This window comes from Streptococcus sp. GMD6S, from assembly GCF_000297015.1.
Genome location: NZ_AJRH01000012.1, coordinates 1 through 18,245, shown reverse-complemented (window position 1 = coordinate 18,245; position 18,245 = coordinate 1). Strand labels below are relative to the sequence as shown.

The 18,245-nt window shown below is 40.7% G+C and carries 20 protein-coding genes, 1 tRNA gene, 1 pseudogene and 1 riboswitch; of the genes and pseudogenes, 4 read left to right on the top strand and 18 right to left on the bottom strand.

Going from position 1 to position 18,245, the window contains the following annotated elements; all coding sequences use genetic code 11:
• Nucleotides 1–31 precede the first annotated feature (31 nt).
• From GMD6S_RS03350 to GMD6S_RS03310, 9 genes are all read right to left on the bottom strand, one after another.
• Nucleotides 32–1,006: a DUF1002 domain-containing protein gene (locus tag GMD6S_RS03350; RefSeq protein WP_001227745.1), complete on the bottom strand. Its 975-nt coding sequence runs from the start codon at nt 1,004–1,006 to the stop codon at nt 32–34.
• Between the two features lie 86 nt (nt 1,007–1,092).
• Nucleotides 1,093–1,695 (bottom strand): lysozyme family protein, encoded by a 603-nt coding sequence (locus tag GMD6S_RS03345; RefSeq protein ID WP_008289362.1) that lies wholly within the window; start codon nt 1,693–1,695, stop codon nt 1,093–1,095.
• Nucleotides 1,695–2,669 (bottom strand): nucleoid-associated protein, encoded by a 975-nt coding sequence (locus tag GMD6S_RS03340; RefSeq protein ID WP_000356117.1) that lies wholly within the window; start codon nt 2,667–2,669, stop codon nt 1,695–1,697. Before GMD6S_RS03340 ends, GMD6S_RS03345 begins: the two co-directional genes overlap by 1 nt.
• Nucleotides 2,670–2,676: 7 nt before the next feature.
• A complete protein-coding gene (gene glyA / locus GMD6S_RS03335; protein ID WP_000575510.1) occupies nt 2,677–3,933 on the bottom strand; it encodes a serine hydroxymethyltransferase in 1,257 nt (418 codons plus the stop codon).
• Nucleotides 3,934–3,993: 60 nt separating this feature from the next.
• Nucleotides 3,994–4,425 carry a GNAT family N-acetyltransferase gene (locus GMD6S_RS03330; protein WP_000945726.1) on the bottom strand — a complete coding sequence of 144 codons (432 nt, stop codon included), beginning with the start codon at nt 4,423–4,425 and terminating at the stop codon, nt 3,994–3,996.
• Between the two features lies 1 nt (nt 4,426).
• Nucleotides 4,427–5,029: an L-threonylcarbamoyladenylate synthase gene (locus GMD6S_RS03325; protein ID WP_000969272.1), complete on the bottom strand. Its 603-nt coding sequence runs from the start codon at nt 5,027–5,029 to the stop codon at nt 4,427–4,429.
• On the bottom strand, nt 5,013–5,849 hold the full coding sequence (gene prmC, locus GMD6S_RS03320; protein ID WP_000761888.1) for a peptide chain release factor N(5)-glutamine methyltransferase: 837 nt from the start codon (nt 5,847–5,849) through the stop codon (nt 5,013–5,015). Before prmC ends, GMD6S_RS03325 begins: the two co-directional genes overlap by 17 nt.
• On the bottom strand, nt 5,849–6,928 hold the full coding sequence (prfA, locus tag GMD6S_RS03315) for a peptide chain release factor 1 (RefSeq protein WP_001028815.1): 1,080 nt from the start codon (nt 6,926–6,928) through the stop codon (nt 5,849–5,851). The genes prmC and prfA overlap by 1 nt, the downstream gene beginning before the upstream one ends.
• Complete coding sequence (locus GMD6S_RS03310; RefSeq protein WP_000068127.1) at nt 6,925–7,515, bottom strand: thymidine kinase; 591 nt, start codon at nt 7,513–7,515, stop codon at nt 6,925–6,927. Before GMD6S_RS03310 ends, prfA begins: the two co-directional genes overlap by 4 nt.
• 122 nt (nt 7,516–7,637) lie before the next feature.
• Here GMD6S_RS03310 and GMD6S_RS03305 point away from each other — a divergent pair, with 122 nt between their 5' ends.
• Nucleotides 7,638–7,820, top strand: coding sequence for a 4-oxalocrotonate tautomerase (locus tag GMD6S_RS03305; RefSeq protein ID WP_001117401.1), 183 nt, complete (start codon nt 7,638–7,640; stop codon nt 7,818–7,820).
• 134 nt (nt 7,821–7,954) lie between these two features.
• Nucleotides 7,955–9,328 carry a tRNA uridine-5-carboxymethylaminomethyl(34) synthesis GTPase MnmE gene (gene mnmE / locus GMD6S_RS03300; protein ID WP_000632736.1) on the top strand — a complete coding sequence of 458 codons (1,374 nt, stop codon included), beginning with the start codon at nt 7,955–7,957 and terminating at the stop codon, nt 9,326–9,328.
• Between the two features lie 46 nt (nt 9,329–9,374).
• Here the strand turns inward: mnmE and dapA are convergent, their stop codons facing one another.
• The 4 genes from dapA to GMD6S_RS03280 all read right to left on the bottom strand — a co-directional run bounded on the left by dapA (nt 9,375) and on the right by GMD6S_RS03280 (nt 12,523).
• On the bottom strand, nt 9,375–10,310 hold the full coding sequence (dapA, locus tag GMD6S_RS03295; protein WP_000121631.1) for a 4-hydroxy-tetrahydrodipicolinate synthase: 936 nt from the start codon (nt 10,308–10,310) through the stop codon (nt 9,375–9,377).
• A gap of 56 nt (nt 10,311–10,366) precedes the next feature.
• The gene (locus GMD6S_RS03290; RefSeq protein ID WP_000542493.1) at nt 10,367–11,443 is read right to left on the bottom strand and encodes an aspartate-semialdehyde dehydrogenase; all 1,077 of its coding nucleotides are present in this window, start codon (nt 11,441–11,443) and stop codon (nt 10,367–10,369) included.
• 389 nt (nt 11,444–11,832) lie between these two features.
• A tRNA-Thr gene (locus GMD6S_RS03285) sits at nt 11,833–11,905 on the bottom strand.
• Between the two features lie 105 nt (nt 11,906–12,010).
• Nucleotides 12,011–12,523, bottom strand: a complete 513-nt coding sequence (locus GMD6S_RS03280) for a QueT transporter family protein (RefSeq protein ID WP_000737304.1) — start codon at nt 12,521–12,523, stop codon at nt 12,011–12,013.
• Nucleotides 12,521–12,617: riboswitch (PreQ1 riboswitch) on the bottom strand. It overlaps the preceding gene by 3 nt.
• Before the next feature lie 28 nt (nt 12,618–12,645).
• On the opposite strand from GMD6S_RS03280, the gene GMD6S_RS03275 reads away from it, so the two are divergent.
• Both GMD6S_RS03275 and mscL read left to right on the top strand, forming a co-directional pair.
• Nucleotides 12,646–13,083, top strand: a complete 438-nt coding sequence (locus tag GMD6S_RS03275) for a GtrA family protein (protein WP_002874529.1) — start codon at nt 12,646–12,648, stop codon at nt 13,081–13,083.
• 79 nt (nt 13,084–13,162) lie between these two features.
• The gene (gene mscL, locus GMD6S_RS03270) at nt 13,163–13,543 is read left to right on the top strand and encodes a large conductance mechanosensitive channel protein MscL (RefSeq protein WP_000910206.1); all 381 of its coding nucleotides are present in this window, start codon (nt 13,163–13,165) and stop codon (nt 13,541–13,543) included.
• 41 nt (nt 13,544–13,584) lie between these two features.
• Here the strand turns inward: mscL and hemH are convergent, their stop codons facing one another.
• The 5 genes and pseudogenes from hemH to sipA form a co-directional block, all read right to left on the bottom strand.
• Nucleotides 13,585–14,679 carry a ferrochelatase gene (hemH, locus tag GMD6S_RS03265; RefSeq protein ID WP_000709219.1) on the bottom strand — a complete coding sequence of 365 codons (1,095 nt, stop codon included), beginning with the start codon at nt 14,677–14,679 and terminating at the stop codon, nt 13,585–13,587.
• Nucleotides 14,680–14,756: 77 nt separating this feature from the next.
• Complete coding sequence (srtB, locus tag GMD6S_RS03260; RefSeq protein WP_000858434.1) at nt 14,757–15,629, bottom strand: class B sortase; 873 nt, start codon at nt 15,627–15,629, stop codon at nt 14,757–14,759.
• 75 nt (nt 15,630–15,704) lie between these two features.
• Entirely contained in the window at nt 15,705–16,706 is a 1,002-nt protein-coding gene (gene srtB, locus GMD6S_RS03255; protein WP_000695090.1) for a class B sortase, read from the bottom strand.
• A 16-nt stretch (nt 16,707–16,722) separates the two neighbouring features.
• A complete protein-coding gene (locus tag GMD6S_RS03250; RefSeq protein ID WP_000750686.1) occupies nt 16,723–17,943 on the bottom strand; it encodes a DUF7601 domain-containing protein in 1,221 nt (406 codons plus the stop codon).
• A 44-nt stretch (nt 17,944–17,987) separates the two neighbouring features.
• Nucleotides 17,988–18,245, bottom strand: a pseudogene (sipA, locus tag GMD6S_RS03245) (PI-2 pilus system signal peptidase SipA); the annotation flags it as partial.

Below are 18,245 nucleotides of genomic sequence, written 5' to 3'. Positions count from 1 at the left end.
TCTGTTACCATCTATTATATCATGAAATGACCTAAGCACCAAAACTCTTGAAGAAGTTGACAATGGCTTGCCAAAGAGAGCTAAAGAAGTTGCCCCCCTCTTCTAGCGCTTTATTGGCATCAAAGTTGAGGTTGATATTTTTAAAACTATCACCAGCTTGGGAAACGATGCTTTGTTTGAGATCATTTAGGGTTTTAGTAAAATCAGCATTTTTCAAGATGTCACTCTTTGAGAGGTTGAGCGCAAAATTGATGATGATATTGACCTGGTTTCCTGTTATAACCTGATCGAGTTTGTAGTTTTTTAGAGTGTCTTCAACGATTTTTCGGACATCTTCTTCTGTCAGATTTCCTTTGGCTTCTTTTGCCTTTGCGATTCCTGCTTTGATATCTGTCATAGCCGCATTGAGCTTATTGGCATCGTAGCCTGACTTGTCCTTGTTTTCAGCATTGATATCGGACAAGGCTTTTAGTTCTTCTTGGGCTAGGTCTTTATTGGCTTGCGGTACTTTAGCACCATTGGCCTCTAATGAGTAGTAAATCCCAGCTAGGGCGCTCTCACCTGTAACTGGTATGGGAGCTGCAACTGTGATTTTGGCATGCTCAACTCCCAGGGTCACTGCTGCATTACGGTACATATCCTGCGTCACCTTTGTGATATTTTCAGGCGTTTCAATCTTGACCTCTAGAGGTGATTTGTCACCTAGCTTTTGAATCTTAGCCGATGAATAGAGTTGTAGACTAGCATCATTAGCCACATTCATAATTTTCGAATAGATATCAGGTGTCATTGTTTTGATATCTTTGGTGTCTTTTGATGCGTCATAGCCAAGTTTGCTAAGAGTTCTATTTTTCTGGTCTTCAGTTAGTGAAGAACCAAGCACATATTCAGGTTGTACATAGGTTTCATCGATTACTTTTTGAACATCTGTTGCTGCGTGGACACTCGTCATAGCTGTTGCTGCCCACAAAACTGCAGCGCTTGTTAGAAAGAGTTTCTTTCTCATGGGATATTCCCTCCTTTACCTTTCTAGGGTAATAAAACAATCTTAAAGAAAGCTTATAGCGAAAAACACCTGGAAAAACCAGATGCTTAGAAGAAATTAAAGAATTTCATGATGTACAGGTTAAAGCGTACCTGTCGCGAATAGTAATAATTTCCACCATTTTCATAGAGTTCTGCACCATGAAAGATAGAAATTGGGTTGATGTAGGTATAGGTCTTCCCAGTGGTATTTCCAAGGATAGGAGCGACCGTTTCTCGGGAATAACGCTTGGCTAATGCTAGTGTATTTTCCTTACCATTCTGAGCGATAAAGTCTATATAGGCAGGTCCAAAATTATAGGCTTGAACGGCCGTCCAGACATCCACTCCTTTGTTTTGAGCAAGATAAAGGTTATCTGTAAGAGTTTGAATGCCTTGCCGAATGCTAGAGGCATTATCATTGATGGTGTTGGTGGAGCCACTTGCAGACTCACTAGACTGCATAACATCGCCTTCTTTTCCTTTGGTTTCGGTATAAATCATGGCGAGCACCAACTCTTCATTGGCTGGAGTATCTCTTTCACTGAGAATTTCCCGAACCATAGGTTGGTAGGTCATGACTTGCTTTACATCCTGACGAATGTGGTAGGCTTTGTATCCAGCAAAAAGGAGGACTGCTAGCACTAGCATTCTTCTTATAAATTTAAACATTATTTACTTTGAATATCCTCAATATTTTTGATTAAGATAGAATAGGTTCCATTGTCGTTTTGGATAAATTCAACAGACTCCGCGTCTTGGTATACATTATTTGGAACGATAAGTTCGATTCCATTTGACAAGGAAAGTTTTTGGTTTTCAAATTTCTTGAGTTGGCGACTGGCATCAATTTCATCGAACTGAACCGGTTCTGGTACAGCTTCCTTGACTTGGTCGATAAAACTTAGACGAGCTGTCAGGTTGTTATCAAAAAGGTCATTAGCCAATTTCTCAGGTGACAGTTCGTTGCTTTCTTCAAGATTGTTGAAAATCGCTGATTTGACCTTGGATTGGAATTGAAAATCATCTGTGTTAAAGGACTCTGCAATTCTCTGAGCTGTTTTTTCCAGTTCCTTGATGGATTTTTTTGGCGAAATCTTAGGGGCAACGTTTAAGAGATTGTCTGAAAAATAGTTCAAGAAAGCCCCGTTGTACTTGATTCGTTTTTCGATCAAATGGTACTTGCGACTTTGAAGATTGATGACCAAAGCCTCATCAGCCCCCGTTCCAAATCCAGGCAGGTTATTCTGAGTCATCTTGATTGGATTATCAACTTCTCCTCCAAGGTGAGTCAAGGTCTCACGTAGAGCAATTCGCAAGAAAGCGAAATGCTCTACGCCTTCTTTATAAAACTGAACAAAAACCAAGTCATTGGTCTTGAGATTTTCAGAAATGCTGAACTCCTCTTTCCAGAGATTAGCCAGTGTTACTGATGTCTCCAACAAATCGTCTGTGATGTGATTGAAGAAGGGATTTTCTTCCTCGAAAATCCCAGTCTTAGCTTCATCTGAATACACACGTTCAATTTTTTTGCGCAGGTATTCTTCGATTTTTGGAGTGATATTGAGAAACTTATCCGCTAAGAACAACTCAGTATCGTCTGGGCTGAACTGATGGATAATAGCTTTCTTAATATAAATGTCCATAAAAGTATTAGTCCTCGTATAGTGGGAAGGCATCTGTCAACGCTTTGACTTCACTTCTCACTTCTTCTAAGACAGCTTCATTTTCTGCATTCTTAAGAGTTTTAATGATGAGTTCAGCCACTTTACGGCTTTCTTCCTCACCAAATCCACGTGCAGTGATGGCTGCAGATCCGATACGAATTCCACTTGTCTTGAATGGTGACAAGGTTTCGTATGGAATTGAGTTTTTATTTAGGGTAATATTGACTTCATCCAGCAAGTTTTGAGCAACTTTTCCGTTTTCTACAACCTTAGTCACATCAACAAGGAAGAGGTGATTTTCAGTACCGCCAGAAATGATACGGAAATCAGGGTCTTGCAAGAAGACTTCAACCATAGCCTTGCTGTTTTTGATGACATTGGCAGCATATTCCTTGAAGGCTGGATCCAAAACTTCTTTGAATGAAACCGCCTTAGCAGCGACAACATGCTCCAAAGGACCACCTTGAATACCAGGGAAAATAGCTGAGTTGATTTTCTTAGCAAGTTCTTCGTCATTAGTCAAAATCAAGCCACCACGAGGTCCACGAAGGGTTTTGTGGGTCGTTGTTGTAGTGATATGAGCGTATGGCACTGGGCTTGGATGAAGTCCAGCTGCAACCAAACCAGCGATATGGGCCATATCGACCATGAGCTTAGCACCAACAGCATCTGCGATTTCACGGAATTTTGAGAAGTCAATAATTTGAGAATAGGCTGAAGCACCCGCTACAATTAATTTTGGTTTTACTTCTTGGGCTTGTTTCAAGATAGCATCAAAGTCCAAAAGTTCCGTTTCAGGATTCACACTGTAAGAAACAAAGTTGTAGGTTTGACCAGAGAAGCTAACTGGAGCTCCGTGGGTCAAGTGACCACCTGCTGCCAAATCCATCCCCATAACGGTATCACCTGGCTCAATCAAAGCCATATATGCTGCACAGTTGGCTTGGCTTCCTGAGTGAGGTTGGACATTGGCGAATTTAGCACCGAAAATTTCTTTTGCACGTTCAATAGCTAAAGTTTCTACCACGTCTACTACATCAGTTCCACCATAATAACGGCGTCCTGGGTAACCCTCGGCATATTTGTTTGTCAAGATAGACCCTTGAGCTGCCATAACAGCCTTGGAAACCACGTTTTCCGAAGCAATCAACTCGATATTGTTTTGTTGGCGTTCTTCTTCTTTGGCAATAGCATTCCAGAGATCAGCATCGTATGCTTTAAAATCGTCTTTGTCAAAAATCATAGGTCTTCTCCTTTATAGTGTGACTGGTCCTTTAGTTTGTTTTTCCAATAAGAAAATAAACTAAAAGATGCGAATAAACCGTTTCTGCATTTTATCACAAGTATAACCAACTTTTTCATAAAATGCATGAGCTCCCAGACGATGATCAGCAGAGTTTAAGCGGATAAACCCATACCCCCGTCTTTTTGCTTCTTGATCCAACCCTTGCAGTAAGCTTTTACCGATACCTTGCCCTTGTGCTTGAGGCGAAACCGCTAAGCCTAAGATATTAAATCCTACTTTGGAATAAAGGGATTCATAAACTTCAGCATGGACATAGCCAAGTAGGACATGACTGGCTGCATCCTCATAGCCAAGTAGGAAATGATGAGAATCCTGAGATAATTTAGCTAGTTGACTAGCTGTGTCCTCTGGACTAAAAGAATAACCCAAAGCCTCTTGGTTAATCTCACATATAGCATTCACATCTGTTTCTTGCAAATTTCTTAGCATCTCATTCCTCCTCAAAAGAAATCTCTGGCAACTGTGCAAGAATATCTTCTCGCTTAATCGCCCCCTGGCGTAAGATTTTCACCTTGTCTCCAGACAAATCCAAAATCGTCGAATCCTGTCCAGTTAGAAAAGCGTCGTCCTCCAGTCCCAAAACCTCTTGGTCAAAATCCTCTAGAATTTGAGCAAAGGTCACGCCACTCGCCTGACCCGAGATATTGGCAGACGGCCCAATCAAAGGACCTGTCTCTCGAATCAAATCAAGTGTAATGGGGTGACTCGGCATCCGAAATCCGACAGTTGCAAGACCAGAGTTGACCCAATAGGGAACTCGGTCATTGGCTTCGAGGATAATGGTCAAGGGACCCGGTAAAAAGGCCTCTACAAGCTTTTGTAGATAAGTTGGCTGATTCTTTGAAAAGTGCAAGATGTCCTCTAGAAAAGCGACATTAAGATTGAGTGCCTTATCTCTAGGACGACGTTTGAGTTTGTAAACATGGTCGACAGCTTTTTCGTCTAAGGCCTTAGCAAAGAGACCATAAACTGTCTCTGTAGGCAAAACAACAGCTCCGCCCTTTTCCAACTCTTGTCTAATCCTGTCCATCATCAACTACAACCATCCTATCTTGACCAAATTGGTCTTTGAGTGTTCGTACTCGTTTTTCAGGAAGATATTTCCTAAAAAGCGCAGGAACACTTTGACCTTGCTTGTATCCAATTTCAAGGTAAATCTTACCACCATCTGTGAGATAGTCTTTTGCATCTTCCGCAATTCTGCGATAAATAGCTAGGCCATCCTCATCTGCAAAGAGAGCTAGATGAGGTTCTGAATGCAAAACATTCAAACCAACCTCTGACTCATCTTCACGAGAGATATAGGGTGGATTGGATACAATTATATCATATTTTTCAGAAATTTCTGCAAAACAATCAGATTTTTTAAAAAATATATTAAGATTTTGATTTTTAGCATTCTCTGATGCAAGCTCTAAGGCATCTTGGGAAATATCTGCTGCTGTCACTGACCAATCTGGTCTGTTTTTTGCTAATGCGAGAGCTATGGCGCCACTTCCAGTTCCGATATCTAGGACCTTAAGCTTATCCTCAAGATTTTCGACTAGGATAAGTTCCACCAACTCTTCTGTTTCTGGACGAGGAATCAAAACCCGCTCATCCACTTTTAACTGCATTCCAAAGAAATCTGCGTGACCAATGATGTACTGCGCCGGTTTGTGAGCCACTAACTGCTGGTAAATTTCTTCTACAAAATTTTCTTCCTCTTTTGTCACTTCCTGCTGAAGAGCAAAGACAAAGTCCGTAAAAGAGAGATTTTTTAGGCTACGATAGACAAAAGAGAGGCTTTCAGCTTCCTCTCCTTGTCTAACCAACTCTTCTTCAAAATCTGAAAATAATTGAGCTAATTTCATTATTTGTTTAATTCTTCTAATTTTTGTGTTTGGTCATAAAGAACCAAGGCATCCACAACTTCATCCAATTTACCAGACAAGATGGTATCTAGTTTTTGGAGAGTCAAGCCAATACGGTGGTCTGTGACACGGTTTTGTGGGAAGTTATATGTACGAATACGTTCTGAACGGTCACCAGTACCGATAGTAGACTTACGTTCAGCGTCTTGTTCATCCTGGGCAATTTGTGCAAAGTGGTCAGCAACACGCGCACGGATGATTTTCATGGCCTTCTCACGGTTTTTCTGCTGGGTACGTTCTTCCTGCATCTCAACCTTGATATTGGTTGGCAAGTGAACGATACGCACGGCAGTCGCAACCTTATTGACGTTCTGACCACCAGCACCAGATGCGTGGTAGATATCAACACGAAGGTCTTTTGGATCAATATCGTATTCTACTTCTTCGACTTCAGGCATAACAAGAACTGTCGCAGTTGAAGTGTGGACACGACCTTGGCTTTCTGTCACAGGGACACGTTGCACACGGTGGGCACCTGATTCGTACTTAAGCTTAGAATATACAGATTGACCAGAAACCATAGCAACCACTTCCTTGAAACCACCGACACCATTCATAGAAGCTTCCATGACTTCAAAGCGCCAGCCTTGGGCTTCCGCATACTTTTGGTACATAGTTAGCAAATCTCCGGCGAAAAGTGCCGCTTCGTCACCACCAGCCGCTCCACGAATTTCAAGGATGATGTTCTTGTCATCGTTTGGATCCTTTGGAAGGAGCAAGATTTTCAATTTTTCTTCGTATTCTTCTTTTTCAGCCTTGGCATCTTTTAATTCTTGCTTGGCCATTTCTTCCAAGTCCGCATCTCCGCCTGACTCCTTAATCATCTCTTCGGCATCAACGATGTTTTGAAGGACTTGTTTGTACTCACGGTAGGCTGTTACCGTATCGCGAGTGGAAGCCTCTTCTTTGGACAATTCCATGAAACGTTTGGTATCAGATACCACATCAGGGTCACTGAGCAATTCTCCTAATTCTTCATAACGGTCTTCTACAGCTTGTAGTTGATCATAGATGTTCATTTTTCTTCATTCTCCTTATTGATTTCAGGGGCAAAATAATGTTTACGGCAGACTGAGATATAGGTTTCATTTCCACCGATCTGAATTTGTTCTCCATCATAGACTGGCACGCCATCTTGAGTTCGCAACACCATAGTCGCCTTTTTCTTACAATACTGACAAATGGTCTTGATTTCGTCAATCTTATCTGCTAAAAGCAAGAGATATTTGGAACCTTCGAACAATTCATTGCGAAAGTCATTCTTCAAACCAAAAGCCATGACAGGTATGTCTAACTCATCAACAACACGAGCAAGGTCATAAACATGGTGACGCTTGAGAAACTGAGCCTCATCGACTAGCACACAGTATGGTTTCTCAGGTAAGTCTCGGATATAACCAAAGATATCCGTCGTTTCCTCAATCGCAATGGCTGGGCGTTTCATACCGATTCGACTAGATACATAGCCAACACCGTCACGTGTATCCAGAGCCGAAGTCATAATCACAACTCCCTTTCCTTGCTCCTCGTAGTTATAGGCCACCTTGAGAATCTCAATCGTCTTACCAGAGTTCATGGTCCCATAACGATAATACAACTGTGCCATGCTTCTATTTCACGTCCATTTCTAAATTTTTGCTACATTCTAGTATATCATAATTTTCTGAAGCTTTAAACGGCAAAATGTGGTAAAATAGAAGAAATCAAAAACTAGTGGAGGAAGCCATTATGCCATTTGTACGCATCGATTTATTTGAAGGACGCACGCTCGAGCAAAAGAAAGCTCTTGCTAAGGAAGTAACGGAAGCTGTTGTCCGTAACACTGGAGCACCTCAATCAGCCGTTCATGTCATCATCAACGACATGCCAGAAGGAACCTACTTCCCTCAAGGGGAAATGCGCACCAAATAATCTAGCTTAAGCAGAATTGCTTAGGCTTTTTCAATCTCCAAGTAGCATCCATTGAAGAAATAGTCTAATTTTGTTACAATTTGAAGAGATGCTTGGATACCTATCCTAAGAAAAGAAATACAAAAGGAATTAGTATGATTACACGTGAATTTGATACCATCGCTGCTATCTCTACTCCTCTTGGAGAAGGGGCCATTGGTATTGTCCGCTTGAGCGGAACAGATAGTTTTGCTATTGCCCAAAAGATTTTTAAAGGAAAAGACTTGAGCAAGGTTGCTAGCCACACTCTCAACTATGGTCACATTATTGACCCTCAAACTGGTAAAGTCATGGACGAGGTTATGGTTGGTGCCATGAAGTCTCCAAAGACCTTCACTCGAGAGGACATTATTGAGATTAACACCCACGGTGGGATTGCGGTGACCAATGAAATTCTCCAACTAGCTATCCGTGAAGGAGCTCGGTTGGCGGAACCTGGTGAATTTACCAAACGCGCCTTTCTAAACGGTCGTGTGGACTTGACACAGGCTGAGGCAGTGATGGACATCATCCGTGCTAAGACAGATAAGGCCATGAATATTGCAGTCAAACAATTGGACGGTTCTCTTTCTGACCTCATTAATAATACTCGCCAAGAAATCCTCAATACACTTGCCCAAGTTGAGGTCAATATCGACTATCCTGAGTATGACGATGTTGAGGAAGCCACTACTGCAGTTGTCCGTGAGAAAACTATGGAGTTTGAGCAATTGCTAACTAATCTCCTTAGGACAGCACGTCGAGGTAAAATCCTCCGTGAGGGAATTTCAACTGCCATCATCGGTCGTCCCAACGTTGGGAAATCGAGCCTGCTCAACAACCTCCTGCGTGAAGAAAAGGCCATCGTTACAGACATCGCTGGTACTACCCGTGATGTCATCGAAGAATACGTCAACATCAATGGTGTTCCTCTCAAATTGATTGATACAGCTGGTATTCGGGAAACAGATGACATCGTGGAACAAATCGGTGTCGAACGTTCTAGAAAAGCCCTCAAGGAAGCTGACTTGGTACTACTAGTACTAAATGCCAGTGAACCACTGACCGCCCAAGATCGCCAACTCTTAGAAATCAGCCAAGATACTAATCGAATCATTCTCCTCAACAAAACTGACCTGCAAGAAGCTATTGAAACAGAGGAACTTCCAGAAGATATCATCCGCATTTCAGTCCTTAAAAATCGAAACATCGATAAGATTGAAGAACGCATTAACAACCTCTTCTTTGAAAATGCTGGTTTGGTCGAGCAAGATGCTACTTACCTATCTAATGCCCGTCATATTTCCTTGATTGAGAAGGCCGTTGAAAGCCTACAAGCAGTTAATGAAGGTCTTGAACTGGGTATGCCAGTTGATTTGCTTCAAGTTGACTTGACCCGTACTTGGGAAATTCTCGGAGAAATCACTGGAGATGCCGCACCTGATGAACTCATCACCCAACTCTTTAGCCAATTCTGTTTAGGAAAATAAGAAAAATCCATGATCGTTCATTCGGTCATGGATTTTATTGTCTTTATTAGTAATCTGGTCTAAGGACACCTGTTACAGTTGCCTTAGTCGCTTCGTAGTCGCCATCTACGACAACTTTGATAATGCGTTTAGCATCTTCTTCTGGTGCTGGAACTAGAGGTAATCGAGTTGGTCCAGCTTCAAATCCCATATAGTTAAGGACTGCCTTAACTGGAGCAGGACTTGGATAAGAGAAGAGGGCGTTGACTTTAGGAATGAATTTACGCTGAATTGCAGCAGCTTTTTTCATATCGCTTTCTGCAATGGCAGTAAACATTTCGTGCATTTCATCTCCATTTGTATGGGAGGCAACAGAAATAACCCCATCTGCACCAAGATTCATGGCATGGAAAGCGTCTCCGTCCTCACCAGTATAGACCAAGAACTCTTCTGGCTTGTGTTCAATCAAGTAAGCCATATTAGCCAGACTTGTACATTCTTTGACCCCAATAATATTTGGATGGTCAGCCAAACGAAGCATGGTTTCTGGAGTTAATTCCACTACCACACGCCCTGGAATGTTATAGATGATAATAGGTAAGTCAGAAGCATCTGCAATCGCTTTAAAGTGCTGATACATGCCTTCTTGAGAAGGTTTGTTGTAGTAAGGTACGATTGCAAGCCCAGCAGCAAAACCACCAAAGTCTGCGACCTCTTTGACAAACTCGATCGAATCGCGCGTATCATTGGTACCTACACCCGCAATCAAAGGAACGCGTCCATTGATAATCTTTTGTACAGCCTCAAAGAGTTCCAACTCTTCATCGTGGGTCAAAGTTGGACTCTCAGCAGTCGTTCCAGCTAGAAGAATGCCGTCTGTGTGATGGGCCAATAAATGCTCAATCAAGGCTGGAATGGCATCAAAGTTGATGGAACCATCCTCATGGAAAGGGGTAATAAAGGCTGTGATGATTTTACACTCTTTTAAATCTTGATAAGACATGAGAAACACCTCTCTATTTCAAAGAAGGAGTTCATCTGAACTCCTAAACGATATGACTATTTTAATTCAAATTTCAAATCAGCTGTTGGACGAACCAATCCACGTTCGTGAAGTGTTTCTGCGATCTGAACTGAGTTCCAAGCAGCACCTTTAAGAAGGTTATCGGAAACAACCCACATGTGGATTCCTTTTTCAGCATCCAAGTCTTTACGGATACGACCAACAAAGGTATCACGTGAACCAACTGCATTGATAGCTTGAGGATAGATTTGATGAGCTACGTCATCCTCGAGAACAGCACCTGGAAAGGCTGCGATGGCTGCTTTCACTTCTTCGATTGGAGCCACTTCTTTTGTTTCAATGTAAACAGACTCAGAGTGAGCAGACAAGACAGGAATACGCACACATGTTGCAGACACTGCGATGCTATCATCTTCCATGATTTTCTTCGTTTCCTTAGTCATCTTCATCTCTTCGTAAGTGTAATCATTGTCAGTGAAGACATCAATTTGTGGAAGAGCGTTAAAGGCAATAGGATAGTGTTTCTTGTCACCACCTGAAGGTAAGATTTCCGCATGCAAATCACGTGGATTCACACCGTCATTCAAGACTTCACGAAGTTCACGTTGTGTTTCAAGGATCGCTCCCATACCAGCACCAGAGACTGCTTGGTATGTTGAAACGATGATACGGTCCAAGCCCCATTTTTGACGAACAGGCTCAAGAGCCACCATCATTTGGATTGTTGAACAGTTAGGGCAAGCAATAATCCCGTTGTGGGCATCAAGTGCGTGAGCATTGACTTCCGGCACAACCAATGGTACATCTGGATTTTGACGGAAATAAGATGTGTTATCTACTACTACCGCTCCAGCTTGAACTGCGTATGGTGCATACTTAGCTGATGTCGAACCACCTGCTGAGAAGAGTGCAATATCAACACCCTCAAAAGCGGTCTCAGTCGTTTCTTCAATCGTAATATCTTGGTCTTTAAATTTCAAAGTCTTGCCTGCTGAACGTGCAGAAGCAAGGTAACGAATTTTATCGATTGGAAGTGTTGATTCTTCCAACATTTTTATCATCTGAGCTCCGACAGCACCTGTCGCGCCGACTACAGCAACTGTATATCCCATAAATAACCTCTTTCGGAATTTTCTAAAAATTTCTATAATAGATGTATTATACTACTTTTTCCAGAAATTGAAAAGCATTTTTGGGTTATATTTTCTGAAAATTAAAAATCCCTAGTCATTGACCAGGGACTAAGAGGCATCTTCATGTGATGAGCAGGTTCACACAACTCATCAAGGTCCGCTCCTGCGTTATGACCTCCTTATGCTCAATAGCAGTCCGAAGACTGCCTATCGACTCATCGCATCTACTATTCTACTAGATAGAGTCACTTTTGTCAACAGCCAAAACTCTTTGCTTCATTTATACAGGTGCATAAGAAATATCTTTGAAAAATTTGGGGCAGACATAACAAAAACCCTTGTAAATAAGAGTTTTTGTATCTATTTAATGCTAATTGCCGGGATTGAACCGGCGACCTCATCCTTACCATGGATGCGCTCTGCCAACTGAGCTAAATCAGCTTACCTAAAAAGTATACTATAGTTCTATGTTCTTGTCAAGCGCTCTCTTTTAATTTTATGGAATGAAAAAAGCTAGATTTAGCAAGAATCTAGCTTATAAACTTCTTATTTTGTTAGATCGATTCGCTGTCCCAATTTACCAATCAAAATCGCTCCCACTATAAGTGATGCAAACTCACCAATTCCAGTAGAGAACCATGTGAAGAAGAAGGGAGCTTCTGTCAAGATATGGAGTTCAGCTGCAATGGTAATCATTGAAATGGAGAAGAGGATTGAAAAGAAGAAATGATCTTTTCGAATCAATCCGTTAAAGAGGTAATCTTTGCTGTATTTTGCAAAGAGCCATACCCCTAGACTAAGGAAAACTAGGGTAGAACCTCCACCGACAAAGACATCTATTAGGCCAAAACTACTAAATAAATTAGCAATCATACATCCAATTGTCACACCGATGATATATTTAGGGTTGTAAAAGGCCAAGAAATTCAACATTTCTGAAATACGGAACTGATACGCCCCAAAACTAAGAACATTGATTGGTGGCGTAATAGTCAAAACTACATAGATCGCAGCAACGATAGCGATGTCTGCCATGTCACGAACAGTTAATTTTTTCATGTTTTCTCCTTTAGCGGTTTCCCGCGTAAAATATGCTTGGTGAAAGAAGCTAAGCACCAAGGGTTGAGGTTATCAACCTTACCAGTATAGCACAATATATGACTTTATGCTATACTAAAATCATGAAAAATCAAATAAAAGCTTTCTTTGATAATGAAATCCTTGCCTATCTTTTTTTTGGTGGCGCTACTACTCTGGTTTCTATTGTATCACGTTTGGTTATTTACCATATCAGCCACCAGGAAATCCTCGCAACTGCCCTCGCAAATATTATCGGGATTCTCTTTGCCTTTCTCACAAATGATACAATCGTCTTTAAACAAGAGAGAAGGAATTGGCCAACCCGCCTGGCTAAGTTTTTCTTAGCTCGTCTTTCTACTCTTGGTCTTGACGTTCTTTTAACTTATATCTTTGTTACAACTTTCCCTGATATTATTGGCCAGTTTGTCGAATTTAATATAGATAGGGTTAATACGATTGAAACTATTCTAGCACAAATCTTGATCATCATTTTAAACTATATTTTCAGTAAAATCTATATTTTTAAAGGGAACAACTGACCACTTTGAGCGTTCAAGTTGCTTTTTGTCACAATTTAGGATATAATAAATTAGAAAATTAGGAAAGGAATTTATGAAAATGTTAAAGGATCTTAAAGAATTTTTGCTTCGTGGTAATGTCGTTGACCTTGCTGTCGGTGTGATCATTGCCTCTGCATTTGGTGCTATCGTTACTTCATTTGTTAACGATATCATCACTCCACTTCTATTGAACCCAGCTTTGGAAGCTGCGAAAGTACAAAACATCGCTGAGCTTGCATGGAATGGTGTTACATATGGTAAATTCTTGAGTGCTATTATCAACTTTCTCGTTGTAGGTACTGTGCTTTTCTTCGTTATTAAAGCTATGGAAAAAGCGCAAAACCTTCGTAAGAAAGAGGAAGTGGTTGAGGAAGCACCTGCTGCTCCAACTGAACTTGAAGTTCTTCAAGAAATCAAAGCTCTTCTTGAGAAAAAATAAAACAGATAAAGGATTTAGCTTAAAGCTAAATCCTTTTTTCTTTACTCTTTTGGTAACTTCCCAGCCTTTTCGAGCATTTTCTTAATCAAGTAAGGCATCTTCACATTTTCACGGCCTTTTTTCTCAATGAGTTTTTTGACAAATTCTGGCATCTGAAGGTCGTCTGTCTCCTCCATGATGTCCTTTGTAGTTGCCGAAGGCGCTAACTCATCGAAGGTTTCTTCTTCTGGGAGAAAAGCTTTAAATTCTTTGTCTTCATTGGCTCGTACAGTAGCAACTAAAGCGTCAATTAAACGGCTATCTGTATTGGGCATAGGTGGACGATGGTAGGTGACACCTAATTCTTGACACAACTCATAACATTCCACATCGTTATCAAACAAGACTTCGATGTGCTCACTGATAAAGCTAATCGGGACAAAAATATAATGCTCTGGATGTTGCTTTTGTTCTCGTAAATATTCTAAGACATCTGGCTTGATCCAAGGGATTCCAATATCGCTTTCGCTCTGCCAAGTATTGGTATACTGGTCGGCTGTTAGGCCGAGTTGTTCAGCAATGAGCTTGCTATTATCGAAAATCTGATCGATATAAGGATCTCCATAATCCAAGGCAAAAATGGGAACACTGTGAGCTGAAAAGATTACCTTGAAAGATTCTTCTCCCACATGGTTTCGTAAAATTTTTTCAATCTCATCTGTCCAGAAGTCCAGCAAAGGCTGTTGTTGATACCAGTCCTTAATTACTAAAAATCGGATCTGCTGACTTTCCAAAAACTTTTCATACCCCATCACCGAGTAAAAGGAATAATGAGGTTCCAAAATCAAACAAATACATTCTTCAATACCATCAGACTCCATCTGCTTGATCACATCAGGGATAAAGGGCCGAGAAAACTTATTGGCAAAGTAGATACCGTACTCCTCGCCTAAACGTTCCTTGACTAAATCAACCTCCTCACGTGTAATCCGCTGCAAGGGCGTCCCACCGATAAGGACATAGTTGTCATAGAGAGTCTGAATCTCGTGGTCTTGGGGTCTAACACCACGACGAATATTTGTAAAAAATTCTGCTACTCCTTCAAAACTAATCTCCTCTGGAGATCCAAAGGTCATCATTAATATAGCTTTTTTCATGTTATCATCCTTATGATATTATTTTCACTATCTATTCTATCATGAAAGAAAAAAATAGTAAACGCTTCCGACGTCTACTATTTCTTTTGTTCTTTTGTCTTTCTATCTCGCCTTATGATTAGGATGATAACGACAAGGAGTAAAATAACGATAATCAGGAGAAGAAAGGCAAGTATATAAATCCAATGCGTTGGTAGGCCTTGATCGAAATACCGCGTCCCTACTGCTTCCCCACTTTTATCCTGGGCTGCTTTTACTGGTGCATCCGTTATTTTAGCTAAGAGGATATGCCGTCCGTTGGTAATATTAAGGAAACAGGTGCTTAATAAAACAATCTTGTCCGTTGAGGTCAGCGAAACATCTCGCTTGTACTTGGCTTTACTTAGCAAATATTGATAGTAGGCGTGGTGTTCCTCATCGTTGGAACTCAAAGTTCGGTAAATCTCCGCGTCATAGGCATCTACTTCTAAAATTCCAAATATCTCAAGCCCTCGTTCACGGCCGTTATAATAGATAGAGCCATAACGATGCTTTTCAAAAAAATCTTGATCCGCAAATTTTTGAATCTCCCCAAACATAGCACCAGAAGCCATGGAGTGACCATAAATGATGGTGTTAAAGTCCGTAAAATTTGGGTTAAAACGATAGTCTAGGAATATAGAACCTGACACAGTATAATCGCCAAAGGCATTGCGGTCAAGGTATTTGACATTGTCCTGACTCTGCAAGAGGGGATAGTCTACCTTGGTCCCATCAAGGCTAATCCAACCACAAACATCCTTGTTGAGGTGCTGCAAGGTTTCAAAGCCCGTACTGCTGGCATCCTTTTCAATGGGATTATAATGATCGTAGTCGCTCGCAAGAGCTCTATCAGCTGTAAAAAGACAGAAAAAAACTAGAAAGAGGGATAGAATGACCATTATGGTCTTGTGACTCGTACTTGTTTTCATATTTCCTTCTTTCTCCTTTCTAGCCTTGAAAATAAAAGAGCAAGAGAGGCTATCCCTTTCTCTTTTATTGGTAGTTTAGTCAGTAATGGTATCTGCTCCTTCTTCCTTTGCTTCTCTTCTACGACGCAAGATCAAATAGAGGATGATGAGCAAGAAGATCAATAGCAAGAGCAAGATAAATAAGATGATATACCATATCCACAAAGGAATCGATGAGAGAAATCGTCCGAGCGACGAATCATCAAAGACACTATAAGGGAATGGTTTTGATTTTTTCGTATGGAAGGTGTTCTTTGGAACTGTATCCGTAATCTTGGCAACTACGATATGTCTCCCATTTGTTACGTCTAGGAAACAGGTACTGAGAAGAATGATATGGTCATTTGGCCCCAGTGTAATGTCTCGTTTGTGAATGGCAACCGAGAGTAAGTGATCGATATATTCTTGGCGCCGATCATCCCCATTAATACCTGGATCGTAGATGTTAAAGTCATAGGCGTCCACCTCGAGCATTTCAAAGATTTCAAGACCTTTTTCAACGCCATTATAGTAAATACTGCCGTAGCGATGCTGGTCAAAAAATTCCTTATCAGAAAACTTTGCTACATCTCCAAACATAACCCCATTTTCTACATGGTGTCCGTAGATGATGGTATTAAAGTCTTCGAACTTGGATTCATTTCGAGCCTCAAGGAAAATAGCCCCTGTAGCTGCAAATTCTCCCTTGGAATCCTTGTTCAGGTATTTTTCATTGTCTTTGGCTTGAACTAAGGGATAGTCGATATTGGTGCCATAGACATTGATCCAACCGAGAACCTCTGGATTGACTTGCTGTAGCTTGTGAAAGCCAGAAAAACTAGCAAGCTCATCCTTCTCACTGGTACTAACAGGTCTATAGGCCTCATACTCACTTGATGAAGCCTGAGAATAAACCTGATTGGCATCCCAGAGGGCGTAGAAACCAAAGAGAAAGACTAAGGCTGTCAAGAGGAGCAAGATATGATTCATCAATGCATCTACAGCAAGGACCAGACGCCTAGACAAACTCCTTTTGGGTTTCTCACGCTTGATTTTCATCGGTCAAACCACTTGCTTAAGCTTGTCTGCGTTTTTTAGACAAAACAACAAATCCAGCCAAACCAAGACCAATCATCAAGATGAAAGGAAGGTTGTCAATCAAGAGACCAGTAGGGGTAACGTCTGGTAAGCTATTTGTGATAGTGTTATCGTTTGGTTTTTCACCAATAAGGATACTATCTTGAGTGAAATTTGTAGAAACTGTACCAGCTTGATTTTTTGATGCTCCGTTCTCCTTATATGCAGCTGAAGCTGTGTAACCTTGAGATCCAGTTTCAACCAATTTATAACGAGTACCAGCAGGAATTGTGTCAAACACTAAAGATTGATCGTGACGTAGTGTTATAGTCGTTTCTTGACCATAGACAAATGTTTTTGAGGTTTCACCGATTTTACCAGTGATTGATTGTGAAGTTTCTGTAGATGCTTTTGTGAAAGTAAGCTTGAAAGTGAAATCTTTTGATTTATCTGCAGTAGCACCTGATACAACTTTTTTAATTACTAAAGATTTAGCATTTGGGTCAACTTTTGAAACATTTGGTTTATTAGGGTTTGGTTCATTTGGATCTGTAATTTTACCAGCATTTTTACGATAAATGTTAGTGAAAAGATCATATTTGTAAGTAGTTCCACTTTCAGATGGTTTTACTTTACCATTCACACTTGGGGATACTTGTTTAAAATACACAGAAGAAATATATGTTCCTCCTGTAGTTTTGTTCTTAACAATAACGTGCATTTCATAGTTGCGATTATCATATGTCATAAAATCAATAGGTGAACCATTTTTTTGAATAACTTTCCAACCAACATTTTGTTTTTCAGCAACAGTATAGACATATTCACCAGCATGTGTATAGTTCACTTCTCTAAAAATATCGCCGGTATCTTTCTTAATGTTAGTTTGGCCAGTTGCTAAAACGTCTGTTCCAGAATAAGATACATTTTTATCTGTAATTTGACCATTAGAAGAATCAATTGTTTCATAGGGTGCACCATTTGATGATGTACCAGTTTTAGGGGTGAAAGTAAATGTAAAAGTTGCTTCAGGTGTTGTAATTCCTTCAGCAATGTTCAACACCTTATTAATAGAAACTTTTGCACTTGTTTCACCAGTTGCTTTGGCAGTCGCCACATCATTATCATCCGCAAATGTTGGCACTCCTCTAAAGACCGACAAGGCGGTTACAGCTGCAATACTTGCAGTAACTAATTTTTTCAAAAATGTTTTTTTCATGATTATTCCTTTTATTTTTTAATTTCTTTTTTCATAAATTGTCATCAAAAGCCCCGTCGCCTTAGGACTGTTACCACCTTGCCATGGGTATCCTGTATAGGAATGGTTCCAAAAGCACGGCTATCTACAGCCGTTGTTCGATTGTCTCCGAGGACAAAGAGTTGTCCTGCTGGGACTTTCATTGGGAAGGTAGCCCCTTCCTTATAGAGCAGCGTTTCTTTGTAGATATCCTGCTCTTGTTGAGGAGAACCGTTGATGATGAGACCATTTTCGTTTATATCGATCGTACTTCCTTCGGTTGC